At 33.9% G+C, this 19231-nt stretch carries 15 protein-coding genes, 2 pseudogenes and 2 riboswitches; of the genes and pseudogenes, 6 read left to right on the top strand and 11 right to left on the bottom strand.

Annotated features, from left to right (window positions below):
* Positions 1–7: 7 nt before the first annotated feature.
* From F7O84_RS03590 to mgtA, 8 genes are all read right to left on the bottom strand, one after another.
* Positions 8–415, bottom strand: a complete 408-nt coding sequence (locus tag F7O84_RS03590) for an Rrf2 family transcriptional regulator (protein ID WP_151142031.1) — start codon at positions 413–415, stop codon at positions 8–10.
* Between the two features lie 445 nt (positions 416–860).
* Positions 861–1217: a RidA family protein gene (locus F7O84_RS03585; protein ID WP_151142030.1), complete on the bottom strand. Its 357-nt coding sequence runs from the start codon at positions 1215–1217 to the stop codon at positions 861–863.
* Between the two features lie 120 nt (positions 1218–1337).
* On the bottom strand, positions 1338–1832 hold the full coding sequence (locus tag F7O84_RS03580) for a GNAT family N-acetyltransferase (protein ID WP_151142028.1): 495 nt from the start codon (positions 1830–1832) through the stop codon (positions 1338–1340).
* Positions 1833–1943: 111 nt separating this feature from the next.
* Positions 1944–2183 carry an LPXTG cell wall anchor domain-containing protein gene (locus F7O84_RS03575; RefSeq protein WP_243140796.1) on the bottom strand — a complete coding sequence of 80 codons (240 nt, stop codon included), beginning with the start codon at positions 2181–2183 and terminating at the stop codon, positions 1944–1946.
* Between the two features lie 234 nt (positions 2184–2417).
* Positions 2418–3428, bottom strand: a complete 1011-nt coding sequence (locus tag F7O84_RS03570; RefSeq protein WP_151142027.1) for a GGGtGRT protein — start codon at positions 3426–3428, stop codon at positions 2418–2420.
* A 19-nt stretch (positions 3429–3447) separates the two neighbouring features.
* Positions 3448–4140, bottom strand: coding sequence for an iron-sulfur cluster assembly scaffold protein (locus F7O84_RS03565; protein ID WP_151142025.1), 693 nt, complete (start codon positions 4138–4140; stop codon positions 3448–3450).
* Between the two features lie 250 nt (positions 4141–4390).
* Entirely contained in the window at positions 4391–5446 is a 1056-nt protein-coding gene (locus tag F7O84_RS03560) for a lactonase family protein (RefSeq protein ID WP_151142023.1), read from the bottom strand.
* 172 nt (positions 5447–5618) lie between these two features.
* Positions 5619–8246, bottom strand: a complete 2628-nt coding sequence (gene mgtA / locus F7O84_RS03555; RefSeq protein WP_151142021.1) for a magnesium-translocating P-type ATPase — start codon at positions 8244–8246, stop codon at positions 5619–5621.
* 286 nt (positions 8247–8532) lie between these two features.
* Positions 8533–8686, bottom strand: a riboswitch (M-box (ykoK) riboswitch).
* Between the two features lie 311 nt (positions 8687–8997).
* On the opposite strand from mgtA, the gene F7O84_RS03550 reads away from it, so the two are divergent.
* From F7O84_RS03550 to F7O84_RS19130, 5 genes and pseudogenes are all read left to right on the top strand, one after another.
* Entirely contained in the window at positions 8998–9537 is a 540-nt protein-coding gene (locus F7O84_RS03550; RefSeq protein WP_151142019.1) for a helix-turn-helix domain-containing protein, read from the top strand.
* A 19-nt stretch (positions 9538–9556) separates the two neighbouring features.
* Entirely contained in the window at positions 9557–10630 is a 1074-nt protein-coding gene (locus F7O84_RS03545) for an ABC transporter ATP-binding protein (RefSeq protein WP_151142017.1), read from the top strand.
* On the top strand, positions 10623–11432 hold the full coding sequence (locus tag F7O84_RS03540; RefSeq protein WP_151142015.1) for an ABC transporter permease: 810 nt from the start codon (positions 10623–10625) through the stop codon (positions 11430–11432). The genes F7O84_RS03545 and F7O84_RS03540 overlap by 8 nt, the downstream gene beginning before the upstream one ends.
* A pseudogene (locus F7O84_RS19135) lies at positions 11432–12184 on the top strand (ABC transporter permease); the annotation flags it as partial. The gene F7O84_RS03540 and the pseudogene F7O84_RS19135, both read left to right, overlap by 1 nt.
* 119 nt (positions 12185–12303) lie before the next feature.
* Positions 12304–13284: pseudogene (locus tag F7O84_RS19130) on the top strand (ABC transporter substrate-binding protein); the annotation flags it as partial.
* A gap of 188 nt (positions 13285–13472) precedes the next feature.
* On the opposite strand, the gene F7O84_RS03530 reads toward F7O84_RS19130, so the two are convergent.
* Positions 13473–14363 carry a fumarylacetoacetate hydrolase family protein gene (locus tag F7O84_RS03530; protein WP_151142013.1) on the bottom strand — a complete coding sequence of 297 codons (891 nt, stop codon included), beginning with the start codon at positions 14361–14363 and terminating at the stop codon, positions 13473–13475.
* Between the two features lie 100 nt (positions 14364–14463).
* Positions 14464–16056 (bottom strand): CvpA family protein, encoded by a 1593-nt coding sequence (locus tag F7O84_RS03525; RefSeq protein WP_151142011.1) that lies wholly within the window; start codon positions 16054–16056, stop codon positions 14464–14466.
* 183 nt (positions 16057–16239) lie between these two features.
* Between F7O84_RS03525 and F7O84_RS03520 the strand changes: the two genes are divergently transcribed.
* A complete protein-coding gene (locus F7O84_RS03520; protein WP_192451643.1) occupies positions 16240–17523 on the top strand; it encodes a LysM peptidoglycan-binding domain-containing protein in 1284 nt (427 codons plus the stop codon).
* A 68-nt stretch (positions 17524–17591) separates the two neighbouring features.
* Here the strand turns inward: F7O84_RS03520 and thiC are convergent, their stop codons facing one another.
* Positions 17592–18896 carry a phosphomethylpyrimidine synthase ThiC gene (gene thiC / locus F7O84_RS03515; RefSeq protein ID WP_151142007.1) on the bottom strand — a complete coding sequence of 435 codons (1305 nt, stop codon included), beginning with the start codon at positions 18894–18896 and terminating at the stop codon, positions 17592–17594.
* Between the two features lie 169 nt (positions 18897–19065).
* Positions 19066–19171, bottom strand: a riboswitch (TPP riboswitch).
* Between the last annotated feature and the right edge of the window lie 60 nt (positions 19172–19231).

Genomic DNA, 19231 nt, shown 5'->3' with positions numbered 1-19231 from the left:
TCCTTATTTATTTAAATTCTTTTATAATATCTGCCAGTGTAACAGCAGCTAATTTTTGCTTCGTTGCATTTTGTATATCATCATAGACATCCTTTAACGTAATCTCAATCTTAGCTCCTATTGGACAGTTTTGATTGGTATTACCATGGATACTAAATAAATCCGTTTGATCTTCCACTGCAAAAAAGATATCCAGTAGTGTAATATCCTTTGCCTCCTTTGCAAGCCCCATTACTCCAAGTTTTGTACTTGTTTCAATGAATTTTGCTCTCTTTAATCGGCTCATCAATCGTCTTACGAGTGCTGGATTTGTATTAATGCTAGAGGCAATGTACTCTGATGTTACGGGCTTTTCTCCCATTAATGCGATTACACTTAATATATGAATACTAACTGATAGTTTTGTTGAATACATAAGTTTCTCCTTTTGTAACTATTATAGTTACAAATAATTTATTTGTCAATCACTATTAATGATAAAGATTTATCACTATTCTTAGAGTGAATCATCGTTATGAGTATTTAATAGTATATTTTATTCATAAAAAACTATACTTTTCTTAAAGCAAATCTTCCAATAGTTTCATTTATTTCCACCACTTATATATTACAATATTGTTACATAAGTGTTACAATTAAATTGTTCTTAAGAAAGCAATCTAAAAAGGAGGATATGCGATATGTGTTTTAACTTTAGCTCATGTAACTTAAGTGACTTATTAAAATTGATTTCTCAATACTGCAAATAAATTGAATTAAAAAGAGCTGCCACTAGAGAATTAATCTCTGGTATGGCAGCCCTAAACTTTTATAGCATTTATCTAATTATGTAATTGTAATTTATTTATTCTGTCTATTTACTAGCGTCCTTTAAAAGCTACTGCATCAACCTGAAAGGCTATTCCATCTCTAATAAATCTCGTTTCATATGCTTTTCTTGCTGGATATTTGCTATGAAATCTTTCTTTAATAATATCTCCTAAATATAATAATTCATTGATATCTCTAAACAAACAATCCATTTGTACAACAGATTCCAATGTCAAGCCTATTCTTTCAAGTCTCTCACTTAAAACATCAAAAGCACCGTTAATTTGGTTCTCTATCGATTCCCCTTCATTTTTCATACAATAGCTAATGTAAACATAATCCCCAGCCTCTACAACTGCAGAATGTGCCCACATCTCATCAATTTCTGTTCTGATAATTTCTTTCATTTTTACCCTTCCATATTTTTATTTAAACTGATTCAAAAAATCTTTACTGTATAATTATCTACTTGGTTCATAATTCATTCCTAATAGAGGAAAACTCTGTTTCATTACATAGATATAATGCTACTTTATTTTAAGTTTATACAAGCCACTTGTTGGTTCTAGAATGAATCCATTTCTTTCAAGAAGTTTTATTGAAACAATATTTTCTGGAACAGGATCAGCAACAATTTGCACAGGTTTTTCAAGTGAATTTATTAACTGACATAATTTCTGTATAATTTCACTACCTATCCCTTTCTTAAGAAAGATTTCTTCACCGATGAGATAGTCTATGGCAAAAGTACCCTGAGGCTCATTATCCCATTCAAAGCCTTCTGGTGCATGGGAACAATCAAAATACTGACAAAATCCTATGGGCGTGTTCTGATACATGACTATATAATGCTTTAGCCAATTAAAATCACCGCTATCATTTTGAATTTCCACCAACCATTCGTCTGGCTCACCATACCATTTTTTTATATAATCTTTGTTCAACCACACTTCTAAAATAGAAATATCTTTTCTATTTGCCTGACGCAGGGAAATCTCATTCTTGTCAATTATTCCAGACATGTATTAATCCTCCTATCATTTTGCTATTCTATCAAAAGGCTCACAAAGCGCATACTATTTCATGCATTATCATCAAGTGTATGAAAAAATTATATCTTTTTTTTGAAACTGTTATCTTTCTATTTTCTTAAATACAAGTACTATTCCAACAGCAACCAGTAATATTCCAACTATAATTCCTAAGATACTTGGTTCGTCCCCAAGCTTACCAGCAAAAAAAACTGAGGTTGGCCCATCTTTTCCGCCAATTATTGATACTGCTATGTTATTCTTTACCTTTAAAAAAATTCCAATTACTGCGATAATTACTCCTACTACAATTGCTCCCATTCCTATTATCTTCTTTATCATTAGACTCCTCCCAAAATTCATTTATTTTATATAGTACCCTTATTGTAACATAATTTTACTAATACTAATTGACAAAAAGATATAAAATAAGGTGCACTAGAAGATATCTACTAATGCACCTTGAAATTATCATTTTTCTATTATACTAATGTTATGTAATGTAGCAATAATATATAAATATATCATTTTTACACTATTTCTATATTATCCTAATATACACCTTTACTGCATTTCTTAGAATTTACCAGCGTTAGCCGCTTCCTCAATAGAAACTGCAACCGCAACAGTCATACCAACCATAGGGTTGTTTCCTGCTCCGATTAGACCCATCATCTCAACGTGAGCTGGTACAGAAGAAGAACCTGCAAACTGAGCGTCAGAGTGCATACGTCCCATCGTATCAGTCATACCATAAGAAGCTGGACCTGCTGCCATGTTATCTGGGTGAAGTGTTCTACCAGTACCACCACCAGAAGCAACTGAAAAATATTTCTTTCCTTGTTCCATACATTCTTTTTTGTATGTACCTGCAACTGGATGCTGGAATCTTGTAGGGTTCGTTGAGTTACCAGTAATAGAAACGTCAACGCCTTCTTTATGCATGATTGCTACACCTTCTGTAACATCATTTGCACCATAGCAGTTAACTTTAGCACGAAGACCTGTTGAATAGGATTTTCTAAATACTTCTTTTACTTCTCCAGTATAGTAATCCATTTCAGTCTCAACATATGTAAATCCATTGATTCTTGAAATAATTTGAGCCGCATCTTTTCCAAGACCATTTAAGATAACACGTAATGGCTCTTTACGAACTTTGTTTGCTTTTTCAGCGATGCCGATTGCACCTTCTGCTGCCGCAAAAGACTCATGACCAGCTAAGAAAGCAAAACATTTTGTTTCTTCTTCTAATAACATTTTGCCAAGGTTACCATGTCCTAAACCAACTTTACGTTGATCTGCAACAGAACCCGGAATACAAAATGACTGAATTCCTTCTCCGATAGCTGCTGCTGCGTCAGAAGCTTTTCTACATCCTTTTTTAATCGCAATTGCTGCACCTACAATGTAAGCCCATTTTGCGTTTTCAAAACAGATTGGCTGAATTGCTTCTACTTGTTTATATACATCCAAACCAGCATCTTTGGTAATTTTTTCTGCTTCTTCAATAGAAGAAATACCATAGCTGTTTAATACTGCATCAATTTGTTTAATTCTTCTTTCATATGATTCAAATAAAGCCATTTTTTATTTCCTCCTTCTACTATTCTGCTCTTGGGTCAATAATTTTAACTGCATCTGCTACACGACCGTACTGACCCTTAGCTTTTTCATAAGCTGTATTAGGATCATCACCCTTTTTGATAAAATCAGTCATCTTACCAAGACTTACGAATTGGTAACCAATGATTTGATCTTCTTCATCAAGTGCAATACCTGTTACATAACCTTCTGCCATTTCAAGGTAGCGAGGACCTTTTTTAAGCGTTCCGTACATTGTACCAACCTGAGATCTAAGTCCTTTTCCTAAATCTTCAAGACCTGCTCCGATTGGAAGTCCATCTTCTGAGAAAGCGGATTGTGTTCTACCATATACAATCTGTAAGAATAATTCTCTCATAGCTGTATTAATAGCATCACATACTAAATCTGTATTTAAAGCTTCAAGAATGGTTCTTCCTGGTAAAATTTCAGCTGCCATAGCTGCTGAATGTGTCATACCTGAACATCCAATGGTTTCAACCAATGCTTCTTGAATCAAACCTTCTTTTACATTAAGAGTTAACTTACAAGCTCCCTGTTGAGGTGCACACCAGCCTACACCGTGTGTTAAACCTGATATATCAGTTACTTCCTTTGCCTTAACCCATTTTGCTTCTTCTGGAATTGGTGCAGCACCATGATTGACACCCTGTGCTACTGGACACATGTTTTCTACTTCGTGAGAATAAATCATTTTAAGACTCCTTTCAAATATGTAAATTGTTGACCTTTCCTTGCTTGGAAGGACTTTTTCAACCTATCATGTGCGGTGTTAACATTGATATTTATTTAACACCGCACTTTAAACCATTCTCTCACAAAACACACAAATAGTCTAGTTGTTTTTGAGATTTTTTTTCAGTATTCTTTTCAAAACGACAAAATTCATGAAACAAAAAGCAGGAAATGAATAAAAATCATTCTTCTCCTGCTTTCTACCTACCTTATTTAGTTACTTTCGTTACTAAAACACAGTTTGGTGTATCAATCTTGATTGGTTTTCCATTCATAATTAATACTCCCTTCTCGTAATCAATTGAGAATATTGTAATCGTATTTGATTCATGATTCAAAGACATCAAATGCTTTCCATCTGGGAAAAACTCAATATCCTTTGGATACTCCCCACTAATTGGTAATACATTCTTTCTTTGAAGCATTCCCGTTTCATGATCAATTTCATAAATTCCAACACTATCATCACCTGCATTAGAACAAAAAATATAATTATTATCAGGTGAAAATTTAATTGCTGCCGCTGCGCAACCATCATCGCAATGTGTTTCAGCAGTAGAAATTGTCTGAATCAATTCAAACTTTGGAGATTTTTCTGTTGCAGCGTAAGTATATACGTTAATATAGTTCTTTAATTCACACATCAAATATGCATATTTTCCATCTTTACTAAATAACAATGTTCTTGGTGCGGATTCTAAATCGCATCTTAAAAAGTCAACTAATTTAATCTTACCAGTATCTTTATTAAATTTATAAATCTTTACATGATCCACACCCAAATCAACCGCACATAAAAATCTCTCATCTGGAGTTAATGTAGCGCAACTTACATGAGGCCTAAAATTACGTTCTGCAACGCTTCCAAGTCCTTTATGAAACACACCGTCTGATATTTTACCAACACTACCATCTTCATTTAGTTCAAGTACTGTAACTTTTCCATCATGATACCCAGCAACAAAAAGATATTTGTCTTCTGAATCTGTTTCCAGGTAACATCCTCTCATTCCTTCAATTGGTGCCACATTAATCGGTTTTAAATCACCGTCTGGTAATACCTCATAGGATTTAACACCTTCATCTGCAATTGAATACAAATACTTACCGCTTTTTGAAAAAGCCATGTCAGAAGGGTTGTTAATCTTTTCAACTCTTCTCTCCACCATACTTCCTGCTTGTACATCCAAATCATAAATATGAATTCCTAAGCTGCTTCCATGTGTATATGTACCTACATATGCAACATATTTTTCCTTATTCATGTAACTTTCCTCCATAATACATTACGTGATTAACATCACTACATTAATCTAACTATATATTATCATATTTTTTTCATTTGTTAAATGTATTATAATCAAACTTTATAATAATTATTTCAAATTTGAGTAGACAATCCCCTCTTTTTGAAATACGCTAAGAAAACAGATCCAATTAAATTAATTCGTTATAACGTTTGATATACAACTTCTTGACCAGTTGTACTGCCACCATATAGCCTATTAAAAGTAATACAAACCATGGTATAAAACGCACTGGTAATGGCGACATGTCTAAACCAATTGCTATATCAGAAAATGCAACAACACAAGCAATAATTCCAACTATAAACGTTGATAAAGTCAATTCATTCGATGACATGCTTTCTATAAATGGTGTCTTTGAAGTTCGAATCATATGAATGATAATGATTTGTGAAAGAGTTCCAAATATGAACCAACCAGCTTGAAACAAGGGAGCCTTTCCCAGAGTGTTTGCATCCATAACAAACCAAAGGATTGCAAAACAAAGGATATCAAATATTGAACTTACAGGTCCTAACCAATACATAAAGTTTCTAACACTTCTTGTATTCCATGATTTAGGTTCTATTAGGTAATTCTCATCGATATTGTCAAAAGGCATACCTATTTGTGCAAAATCATTTAATAAATTTTGTGTCAAAAGTTGTACTGGTAAGATAGGTAAGAAGGGTAAAAATAAGCTAGCAAATAGAATGGAAATAATATTCCCAAAGTTACCACTGGTAGCCATTTTTATATACTTCATTATATTTCCAAAGGTCTTTCGTCCTTCTAAAACTCCACGTTCCAATACCATCAAGTCCTTTTCAAGCAGTACTATATCAGCTGTTTCTTTCGCGATATCCACTGCAGTATCTACAGAAATCCCTACATCTGCTCGCCTTAATGCTGGAGCATCATTGATACCGTCTCCTAGGAAACCAACTGTATGACCAATGGATTGTAAGACGGATATCACTCGTGTCTTTTGCGAAGGTGCTAATTTAGCAAAAAGATTACACTCTTCTACAGCTTTAGATAGTTCTAAATCAGTCATAGCCTCAATATCGCCACCCGTATATACAACATTGGTAGCAATTCCAACTTCATTGCAAACGTTAATTGCTACACCTTCACTATCCCCTGTTAAAACAACTGTACGAACCTTATGTTCTTCTAATGCTTTAATAGCTGGGGTTGCACTCTTTTTCGGTGGGTCTAAAAAGCCCATAAATCCAATTAACACCATATCACTTTCATCCGCAATACTAAAATGTTCACTATCGGGTATATTGTTCTTTTGAGCAACAGCAATCATTCGTAGACCTTGGTGGTTATAAGTTTCATATGTTTCCTTAGCGATTGCTAGTTTTTCATCATCTAGAGGATAAACCTTACCATCTAATTCAATGAAAGAAGAAATGGAAAGCATCTCTTCTACTGCACCTTTCGTAATTAACTGACATTTGCCTGTCTTGTCTTCAAGAACAACGCTCATACGTCGACGGTTAAAGTCAAAGGGAACCTCGTCAACAACCTCATAATTATTAAGTATACTATCAAATTTATATCCCTCTGCACGATTTATAATAGCAAAATCAATTAGGTTTTTCAAACCTGTTTGAAAGTATGAATTTAAATATGCATGTCTAAGTACTCGCCTGTCATCATCACCATTCAAATTCATATAGCGTTCAACGACGATTTTATCCTCAGTTAACGTACCTGTCTTATCCGTGCACAAAACATCCATCTCCCCAAAAGACTGGATGGCACTGGTACTGCGGACAATAACCTTTTGCTTGGCCATGTTTTGTGCACCAACAGCGAGGGTGGAATTAGTAATAACCGGAAGCATCTCAGGTGTTAAACCAACAGCAATGCTTATGGCAAATACAAGAGAAGTCCCCCAGTCTCCCTTATTAAAGGCATTAATAACAAAGACAACAGGCACTATAATTAACATCATGCGAATCAGCATTTGACTGATATCTTCTACGCCACGCTCAAAGCTATTTTTTGCACGATCTCCTGTTAGTGAACCAGCCATGGATCCAAAGTAGGTAGAATCCCCTGTTGCAAGTACAACACCACGGGCACTACCACTAATCATGTTTGACCCCATAAAACCTATATTTTCTAAATCCGTTAAACTCATATCCTTATCGTTTAATGTATGAGAGAATTTTTCTACTGGTGTTGATTCGCCAGTCAATGCAGATTGTGCGATAAAGGTATCCCTTGTTTGAATAAAACGTATATCTGCTGGTAGCACATCACCAGCTCCTAGGTGAACAATGTCACCAGGCACCACTTGATTTTGAGGAATTTGAATTAATGTTGCATCTCGGTAAACGTGACTCGTGTTGTTAATTTGATTGGTTAACTTTTCAATTGCCTTACTTGAAGATTGACTCTGTATAAAAGAAATCGTACTAGATACAAAAACAAGTAAGATAATAATAGCAAATGTAAAAAAATCTTTTCGGGCAGGAATTACAATGTCCGTAATAAACGTAACCACTGCAATTACTATTAAAATAACGTTAAATGGATTGATAATTGCTTCAAAAAGTTTTGACCACACTGTATCTTTATAACCTTCTGAGATTTGGTTAGGTCCAAATTCTTCTAATCTACTATCAGCCTCTTTGGTAGTTAGCCCTTCGTTTTGAGTTTTAAAGATATCAATTACTGCTGTGAGATCCATTGTTGCATAACTGGAAATGTTTGGACTATTTCTTATGATTTCCTTGTTGGGTGTTTTAATCTTTTTCATGATACATCTTCCTTTCTAGAACTGTCCAGCCAAATGTAGGCAGAATAAACATCTAGAAACCCTCTCCAACAATGAATGAAGTGAGAATGATTTTTAAATCATTCATCTACCTAGTAAAAACATTATGACTTTTACAGTGTTTTTTATTTTGTTTTTACAACGAGGGAGATCATCCATCACTTCTTGCTCCTTTCTTAATACAATAAAAAAACATCCACATAAAAATTGTCTAAGGCAAAATAGCTCTAGACAAAATGGTAGATGTTTCTAATATTTAATCTCTATTACGTTTTTAACGTTCAAGCTTTAGCTTCGCTAGACATGAACTTGCTCTAGTTGAAACCTTGATCGATAACAACTGTTGACCAGTGCAGAATGTCTCCATCCTTTTACGGCGGCAATCTTAATTCTAGCGGTAGCCTCACCTACCTTAATTGTAAAATCAACTTAAATCATAAGCTATAATGATAAGTCTGTCAAGTTTTCTGATTCTAGTTATAAATAAGAAAATTATATATACTCTAATATAATAACCGACAATTCTTGCAAATTCCTGTGTAAATAGTATAACCATTTATTCACTTGTTTTAAAATTCAATACATACAATTATTTTCATTTTTTTACTGCTTATTTTTGTTGATTCTACTGTTGACACATGACATTTTATGAGTATAATATATCTAGTGTGTAGTTTAGGTATAGTAAACTTTTTGTATAGTTTTACTATTTATTTAGAAAGGAAATATTTCAATGCAAATAGGAAGCAAGCTAAAAGAACTTAGAGTATTAAAAAATCTTACTCAAGAAGAATTAGCCGATCGTGCAGAATTGTCTAAGGGATTCATATCTCAGATTGAGCGTGATTTAACTTCCCCTTCTATTGCTACGCTTGTCGATATATTACAATGCCTTGGAACAGATTTGAAGGATTTCTTTAATGATAAATCAGATGAGCAGATTGTTTTTAAACAAAGTGATTATTTTGAAAAGATAGACTCTGAGCTTGGCAACAAAATAGAATGGATTATTCCAAATGCGCAAAAAAACATTATGGAACCCATACGACTTACATTAGAACCAGGTGGTTCTACCTATCCAGATAATCCGCATGAGGGTGAAGAATTCGGTTATGTCTTACATGGAAGTATATCAATTAATATAGGAAATAAAATACATAAAGTAAAAAAAGGGGAATCATTTTATTTTACCCCAAATGCAAAACATTATATTGTGGCAAATGCCAAAACAGGGGCAACGCTTATATGGGTAAGTACTCCGCCAAATTTTTAGAACACAGGAGAGATGAAAAGTGAGCAATAACTTAATTGATTTAATCAATATTACCAAATCCTTTGACAACCAGCTAGTTTTAGATGACCTCAATTTATCTGTAAAAGAAAATGAGTTTGTTACTTTACTAGGGCCCAGTGGATGTGGTAAGTCTACCACCCTTGGAATACTTGGTGGTTTTCAACAACCCGATAAAGGGGAAGTTATTTTTGGCGGTACTAACATTACCAATCTTCCACCGAATAAAAGAGCTTTAAATACAGTATTTCAAAAATATGCACTTTTCACTCATATGTCAATTGCTGAAAATATTGCATTTGGATTGAAGATAAAAGGAAAATCAAAGCAATACATACAAGATAAGATAAAATATGCTTTAAAGTTAGTAAATCTTGAAGGTTATGAGAACCGTATGCCTAATTCATTAAGTGGCGGTCAACAACAACGTATTGCTATCGCCCGTGCTATTGTAAATGAACCAAAAGTTTTGCTTTTGGATGAACCTTTAGGAGCTCTTGATTTAAAGCTTCGCCAAGATATGCAATACGAACTAATTCGTTTGAAAAATGAGCTTGGCATTACCTTTATCTATGTAACACATGATCAAGAAGAAGCTTTGACTATGTCTGACACCATTGTTGTAATGAACCAAGGTTACATTCAACAAATTGGAACACCAGAAGATATTTATAACGAGCCACAAAATGCATTTGTAGCTGATTTTATTGGTGAAAGTAATATATTGCCTGCTATTATGCTTCAAGATAAGCTTGTAAAAATATTAGATGCAAAATTTCCTTGCGTTGATACTGGTTTTGGAATCAATACACCCGTAGATGTTGTCATTCGTCCTGAGGACATTGATTTAGTAAAGCCAGAAGAAGGAACGATTCAAGGTGTAGTAACACATCTCATATTTAAAGGTGTGCATTATGAAATGGAAGTAATGGCAAACGGACACGAATGGTTGGTACACAGTACCGATTTATTTCCAGTTGGTACTAAGGTTGGAATTCATGTTGATCCTTTTGATATTCAAATCATGAACAAACCTGCATCCGAAGATGAGGAGGCGGTGATCATCAATGAATAAAAAATGGTTATCAGGTCCTTATCTTTTTTGGGCCATTTCCTTTATAATCATACCATTAGTCATGATACTTTACTATGGACTTACTACGAAAGATGGTTCCATTACATTTGAAAACATATTACAGATTACGACAAACACCAACGTAAAAGCATTGGTTCTTGCTCTTTTGCTTTCCATCGTCAGTACCATTATCTGCCTGATTCTTGCTTATCCATTGGCAATGATCTTAAACCAATTAGATGTGAATCAAAATAGCTTTATTGTTTTAATTTTTATATTACCTATGTGGATGAACTTTTTGCTTCGTACATTAGCTTGGCAGACCTTACTGGAGAAAACAGGAGTTATTAATAGTGTATTAACCCTTTTACATTTACCTACATTAAATATCATTAATACTCCTTATGCCATAGTACTTGGAATGGTTTATAATTTTCTACCGTTTATGGTTCTTCCTATTTATAATATTTTGATTAAGATTGATCCAAATGTTATTAATGCCGCAAAAGATTTAGGGGCTAATAGCTTTTTGACCTTTTACAAAGTAATTTTACCGCTTAGCTGGCCTGGTGTAATTAGTGGGATTACTATGGTATTTGTACCATCGCTCACAACATTTGTAATCTCTGATTTATTAGGAGGAAGTAAAATCCTTCTTATTGGAAATGTCATAGAGCAAAAATTTACTCAAGCAAATAATTGGAATGCAGGTTCTGGATTGTCCTTAGTTCTTATGGTATTTATTTTACTAAGTATGGCAATATTATCTAAATACGACAAAGATGGGGAGGGACTGATATAATGAAAAAATTTCTATCTAAGTTCTATCTCACTTTGATTTTTATACTGCTTTACGCTCCGATTGCGACTCTTATTGTGTTATCCTTTAACGCTTCAAAGACACGTGCAAAATGGGGTGGTTTTACTCTGAAGTGGTATTTTGAATTGTTTCAAAATGATGCAATCTTAGAAGCACTTTCAAACACTCTAATCATTGCCTTTTTATCTGCTTTGATTGCAACGGTGATTGGTACTGCTGCTTCCATTGGTATTAACGCAATGAATCGTCATCTAAAGACAATTTTTATGAGTGTCACGAATATACCAATGCTAAATGCTGATATTGTAACAGGAATTTCATTGATGCTTTTGTTTATTGCATTTGGTGTACGATTTGGGTTTTCTACCATACTGTTAGCACACATTACGTTTAATATACCTTATGTTATTTTAAGTGTTATGCCAAAGCTAAAGCAAATCGACCAAAACACATATATGGCTGCCCTTGATCTTGGCGCATCGCCTTTTTATGCTTTTTACAAAGTTATCGTACCTGATATATTACCAGGTATTTTATCAGGCTTTTTATTATCCTTTACTATGTCATTGGATGATTTTATCATTACTCATTTTACAAAAGGTTCTGGCATCGATACACTTTCTACGAAAATTTATGCTGAAGTTCGAAAAGGAATTAAACCAGAAATGTATGCCTTGTCAACACTACTATTTGTATCTGTTTTATTTTTATTAATCGCTGTAAACAAAGTTCCAAAACAGCGAAAAGAAAGTTAGTTTAGGAGGATTTTAATATGAAAAAATGGTTTTTATTCATCGCTACAACAGCACTTGCGATTTCAGCTCTCACTGGTTGTGGTGGCAAGAACTCAGCAAGTGATGCAAATAAAGTATACGTCTATAACTGGGGTGAATACATTGATCCAGAAGTATTAGACATGTTTCAGGAAGAAACGGGTATCGAAGTTGTCTATGATGAATTTGAAACAAACGAAATTATGTACCCAAAAGTTGCATCAAGTGGTGTATCTTATGATGTCGTTTGTCCTTCTGATTACATGATTGAGCGAATGATACAAGATGATTTGTTAGCAGAACTTAATTATGATAACATTCCAAATCTTTCTAATATTGATCAGACGTATTTAGATCAGGCAAAACAATTTGACCCAGAAAATAAATACAGTGTGCCTTATTGCTGGGGAACGGTAGGAATCCTATACAACAAAACCATGGTAGATGAACCTGTGGATAGTTGGTCTATTCTATGGGATGAAAAATATAAAGATAGTATACTAATGCAAGATAGTGTACGTGATGCATTTGCAGTTGCACTAAAATCCTTAGGCTACTCCATTAACTCTACAGATGCTAATCAGTTAAATGAGGCAAAGGAATTATTGATTCAACAAAAACCTTTGGTTCAAGCATATGTTATTGATCAAGTTCGTGATAAAATGATCGGAAACGAAGCAGCTCTTGGTGTTATTTATTCTGGTGAAGCAATCTTTACACAACGTGAGAATCCTGACTTAGAATATGTCATTCCAAAAGAAGGCTCTAATGTTTGGATTGATGGTTGGGTAATTCCAAAAACAGCTGAACATAAAGAAAATGCAGAGAAATTTATTAACTTCTTATGCCGTGATGACATTGCACTTAAAAACTTTGAATACATTACGTATTCTACTCCTAATAAAGCCGCAAGAGAACTCATTGAAGATGAAGATATCAAAAATAGCGAAGTAGCTTTTCCTACTGCTGATATGTTAAAAGATTGTGAAACCTATCAATATCTTGGTTCAGAAAATGATGATTTATTTTCCACTCTCTGGAATGAAGTAAAATCAAATTAACGTATATCGAATGCTAAGATAGAAACATACAAAAAAAGAATTCCTAAAGCAAAATGTTTAGGAATTCTTTTTTTATTCATGAATAAATTCTTCTATATTCTCCTGCCTTATGTCAATATGCTTTTGTGTTTTGTTATCATATAGTTCGACATACATTGGCTTTCACACTTTCGCATTTAACTTTACGATTATCCAATCGTATTGGTTAATTTACCAATTCCTTCGATCTCACAAGTAACGACATCGCCTTTTTTAAGAAAACGCGGCGGTACAAACCCCATTCCCACTCCTGCAGGTGTTCCCATAGAAATAATCGTTCCAGCTTTTAACGTCATACCCTTTGAAAGTTCACTCACAACATGAGCAATTCCAAATATAAGTAATTCTGTATTACTATCTTGTCTTAGTTCACCATTGACATAACTTTTAATATCTAGCTTTGGTGGATAATCAAATTCATCTTTTGTTACAATTACTGGTCCTAAAGGTGTAAAACCATCTAGACTTTTACCAAAATACCATTGCTTATGAGCCGTCTGCAAATTTCGTGCACTGACATCATTCATGATAGTATAGCCAAAGATATAGTCAAAAGCATCTTCTTTTTTTACATTCTTTGCATCTTTTCCAATAATGAAAGCAAGTTCTGCTTCATAATCAAGGCTATCTACCAATCCTTCGTACCCTGGAATTTCACCCCCATCTGCTACCGCTTCATTTACTCTTTTTGAAAAGTAAACAGCATGTGGACGTTCCCCTCCAAAGGCTTCTTGTTTATATCTAGCTGATTCTTCTGCATGTGCCATATAATTAATTCCTAAACAAATTATATCCTGTCTTGGCTGGGTAATGGGAGCTACTTTAATTATTTTGTCACTGGCAACAAATTGATCATGCTCCTTTTCTGCCTTACTTTTTAACAATTCTAATTCTGCGCTTGAGATGTTTTCAATCAGATCATTCATCGTTGGGTAATTGATATCAAATTGGCTAATAGGATATATTCTTTGCCCATCTTGACTTACTATTCCAATTATTTCATTTCCACTTTCTTTTAACTTATAGGTAATTAATTTCATTTTTTCCTCCCGAGATGCCTATTACTTACATGCCTATTTATCTTATTAGTATATCACTTAATTCTTAATCTCTCTAGTGAAACTTTTCTTTTGACCCAAACTATTCAATGGAATATACCGTGTTTTTATCAATTCCTTGTGCATACTCAAACGTAATCGTATCACCTTCATTAAATTTAATAATATTAATATAATCTACCACTGGAACATCAAAGATAGCATTCGATCCTGTTACCATAATATAGTAGTGTGTATTTCCATCTATAACCGCCTGTGCAATCTTTGTGATTTCTCCTGTTATCTTTTGTATCTCTTGACTTACTTCATTCGTAATCCCATTGGAACTTAGAAGTGAAATGTATTGTTTTTCACACTCCAATACGCTATCACCAATTGCCACAATTTGATATCTTTTTATATTTACCATCGCATACTTTTTCACAAGTCCCGCTTCATCTTTCAAAGCAATAAAATACGTAGGTTCACTTCCAATATTTAATAATAACGGAAAAGTGGCTTTGTATCCTAAATGTTGCACCTGCCCCTCTGCAGACGACATAGCCGAATACTCCTCTGCTCCCTCAATGCTATAAAAACGTGTTTCTCTTGTTCTTTGGTTCATTAATACAAAACCAACATTGGATTCATCTCCACTGACTGAAGTGACTCCAGTGTATACCCATACATCATCTTCCATTGCCAGATAGTTATATCCATCTGATGTCTTTAAACAATCTCTTTGGCTAAGCAAGGTATTCAAGTACCCATGCTTTAATGTACCATGATAGTCATATTGTTGAATCAAAAGTTCAGCAGAAAACACTCTATCTATCCATGTTGGAACTTCCGTAATATCATAATCTATCGTTTCACCTGTTACAGCATTACAAAGAACCACTCTTCCTATGGTTTCTCCTCCAAATAATCCAATGGTATATTTTTTTACCGGACAAACCCAATATGGAACTCCCGAATCGTCAATTTCAAAGTTAAAGCTATCAAATATATAAGTCGGATAAGAAAAACGCATGTGGCGATAAATATAACGATTAAAATACTCGCTTTCCGAATACCTGATTCCTTGATTTAATTTCACAAGTTCAACATTTTGATCCGTCATATTAATTTTTATATAAGCTGGAATTCCTTCCTTATGATTCGTTAACCATTTTATTGGACTTGCATATTCTAATGGTGTCACTCGTGTTGGTGCACCTTGATAATTAATCTGCGTATATAAACTGCTTACTTCAAATTGTGATACCATATTGACCATACTACCCATTTTTCGATTACCAAGAAGTTCTGCGGAATCCTTATCAAGAATTGGTATTTGATGAAAGGATACCTCTTTGATATCTGTTTGAAATTCCCTGTCATTTACATTTAATAATTGTTGATATTTGGCTGCATTTACAATTGGAGAAGATAAAATACTTCCAATAATAAAAACAAGTATAAAAATTCCAGTAACAACAAAACCCACTTTTACAATCGGAGTATTTTTCATATCCTTTTGCGATTTGGCAAAAGCAAAGGTCAGCAATACAAAAAATAATACAACACCACCAATTATAAATATCCAAAATCCTCTTGAATGAATGTTAATAGCAGGAATTGTAATATAGTAATAAAGAAATCCTATCAAAACTGCTAACAGTAAAATACCAATTTTTCTTAATGCTTTTTTCATAATTACTCCTTTTAATGTTATTTCAAATCATTATACACTCTTATTCTATAGTAATTTTTAACATTACACAATCTCTATTTATTATCTTTCCTAAAAACCAAAAAGAACATACTTTAAATGAAGTTATGGTATCATTGCATTATATTATCATATAATATTATAACTCAATTAATAAGGATTAATATGACAATACACATAGTAACATCTGGGGAGACCCTTGAGTCCATAGCAAATGATTATGGAATTTCTATAGAAAAACTCATGTATGATAATGGAATTACTAGCCCGACTAACCTAGTCGTTGGACAGTCTATTGTGATAGCATTGCCAGAAACTACTTATATCATTAAAGATGGGGATACATTAGAACAAATAGCCAAAAACAATGAATTATCCGTAATTGAATTATTAGCTAACAATCCCTATTTATTTGATGAAAAATATTTATATCCAGGGGATACTATTATCATCAAATATCCAAAAAAAGAGTCAATTACTACACATGGTAATACAGTCCCTACTATTAATAAAACTACTCTAATGAAAACTTTACCCTATTTAACTTATTTATCGATTCTAAATTATACTGCGACCAAAGAGGGGTTCATCAAACAGTATTATGACGAAACAGAGATCGTTAATATGGCAAAATCCTATGGAGTTGCTCCACTCATGTTATTAACTACCTTAACCCTCCAAGGTGAAGCAAATATTACGACCGATTTTCATTTATTACTAAACAAGGAATTTCAAAAGGTACAAATAGAAAACATATTAAGAATTTTAAAAGAAAAAGGGTATTGGGGATTAAACATTTCCATACAATATATTAGTCTTTCCAATCTATCGTTATATGAAGAATATTTTACAAATGTAGTAAACCGTTTAAACACAGAAGGCTATCAGGTATTTGTTACAATTAACCCTAATATAAAATTTACGAATAATAAAGTAGAGTTTGAAAAAATAGATTACTCGACAATCAACGAATTAGCACATAATATTATATTTACAAGTTATGAATGGGCATTTAACGCAAACCCACCTTCCCCGATTACTTCTGTTTATCAAACCAAAGTGTTTTTGGACTTTATTCTTAGTTTCATTCCACCAGATAAGGTAATTATTGGAATTGCAACATTAGGTTATGATTGGGAACTTCCATATGTATCAGGTATTTCTGATGTAAACGTCATTTCATATAATAATGTCAATAATTTAGCGAAAGCTTATAACATCAACATACAATTTGATGAACTATCGCAAACTCCCTACTTCACTTATAAAAAAAATCAGTATGAAGATCATGCGATTTGGTTTATTAACGCTAAAACAATTCAAGGAATATTAAATCTGGTTTCTGAGTACCATCTAAATGGCATTAGTGTCTGGAATATCACTGTTTATAATCCTCAATTGTGGCTTATAATTAATTCTCAATATATCATTGAAAAAGTTACTTTATAATGAACAAATCTTCTGAATGCATACCGTACAAAGAAAGGCAGCCCCACGCTGCCCTTTCTTTTCTTTCGTTATAATATATCAATATATTCACCTGCTAATGCCTTATTCATACTACGTACTGCACAAAACTTTCCACACATAGAACAAGTATCTTCATGCTCAGGCTTTCGATCTTCTCGTATTGCTTTTGCTGTGGCTGGATCAATGGCACAAGCCCATTGTGCTTCCCAATCGAGTTCTCTTCTTGCATCTGCCATTTTATCATCAATCTCTCTTGCCCCTCTCACGCCCTTTGCAATATCTGCCGCATGCGCCGCTATTTTAGATGCAATGATTCCTTGCTTTACGTCTTCAAGATTTGGCAAGGCAAGATGCTCTGCTGGTGTGACATAGCATAAAAATGCAGCTCCTGCTGATGCTGCAATTGCTCCTCCTATGGCAGAAGTAATATGATCATAGCCTGGTGCAATATCCGTAACTAACGGCCCTAATACATAAAATGGTGCTCCCATGCAAATCGTTTGTTGAATCTTCATATTTGCTTCGATTTGATCAATTGGCATATGTCCAGGACCTTCCACCATAACCTGTACATCCTTCTCCCACGCTCGTTTCGTTAATTCCCCTAATCTTACCAACTCCTCAATCTGGCATACGTCAGAGGCATCCGCAAGGCATCCTGGGCGACAAGCATCTCCAAGTGATATCGTTACATCATATTCTCTACAAATGTCAAGAATATCATCATAGTACTCATAAAACGGATTCTCTTTTCCCGTCATACTCATCCATGCAAAAACAAGAGAACCTCCTCTTGATACAATATTCATCTTTCTCTTATGCTTTTTAATCTGTTCTATTGTTTTTCTGGTTATACCGCAATGTAATGTTACAAAATCTACTCCATCTTCTGCATGAAGACGAATGACATCAATAAAATCCTTAGCTGTTAAATGTGCTAAATCTTTTTGAAAATGGATAACTGAATCATAAATTGGAACCGTACCTATCATAGCGGGACACTCTTTTGTCAATTTTCGTCGAAACGGAATGGTATCTCCATGAGAAGATAAATCCATTATGGAGTGTGCACCAAGCTCTACTGCAGACATTACTTTTTTCATTTCTACATCCATGTCCTTACAATCACGTGATACACCTAGATTGACATTGATCTTGGTACGAAGCATGCTACCAACACCTTCTGGATCAATGCAGGTATGATTCTTATTGGCACAAATAACCACTTTTCCCTCTGCCACCAAAGGTAGTAGTTCCTCTGTTGCCATTCTCTCCTTTTCTGCTACCTTTTGTAGCTCATTGGTAATGATTCCTTTTCTTGCTGCTTCCATCTGTGTTGCATAATTTCTCATTTGATTATCCTCCTATTGACAGGTCTACCCTTCTAATGATTTGCCAACTTAAGAGAAATGCAATGATACATTTATGTTTATTATGGACTGCTACCTTTAAGGAACGTTCTATGAACATTCCAATTATATAAAAAAAAAGAGTCCATAACACCCACATAGTGTATGAACTCAAAAAATTTCATTTCTTCCCTACGTTGGCATTATCCAAATCAGGTTATAGGTCGAAGTTCGATTACTTCCTCTCAGCCTGCTTACAAGCTCCCTGTCTTATTATACTGTATCATAAAAATATAGGTTCGTAAACCCTTGCTTCTTTTATCCTATCAAACTATAAA

Origin of the sequence: Candidatus Galacturonatibacter soehngenii (assembly GCF_008830185.1) — a bacterium.
Classification (GTDB): Bacteria; Bacillota; Clostridia; order Lachnospirales; family Lachnospiraceae; genus Lachnotalea; species Lachnotalea soehngenii.
This window is presented reverse-complemented; position numbering and strand designations above follow the sequence as displayed.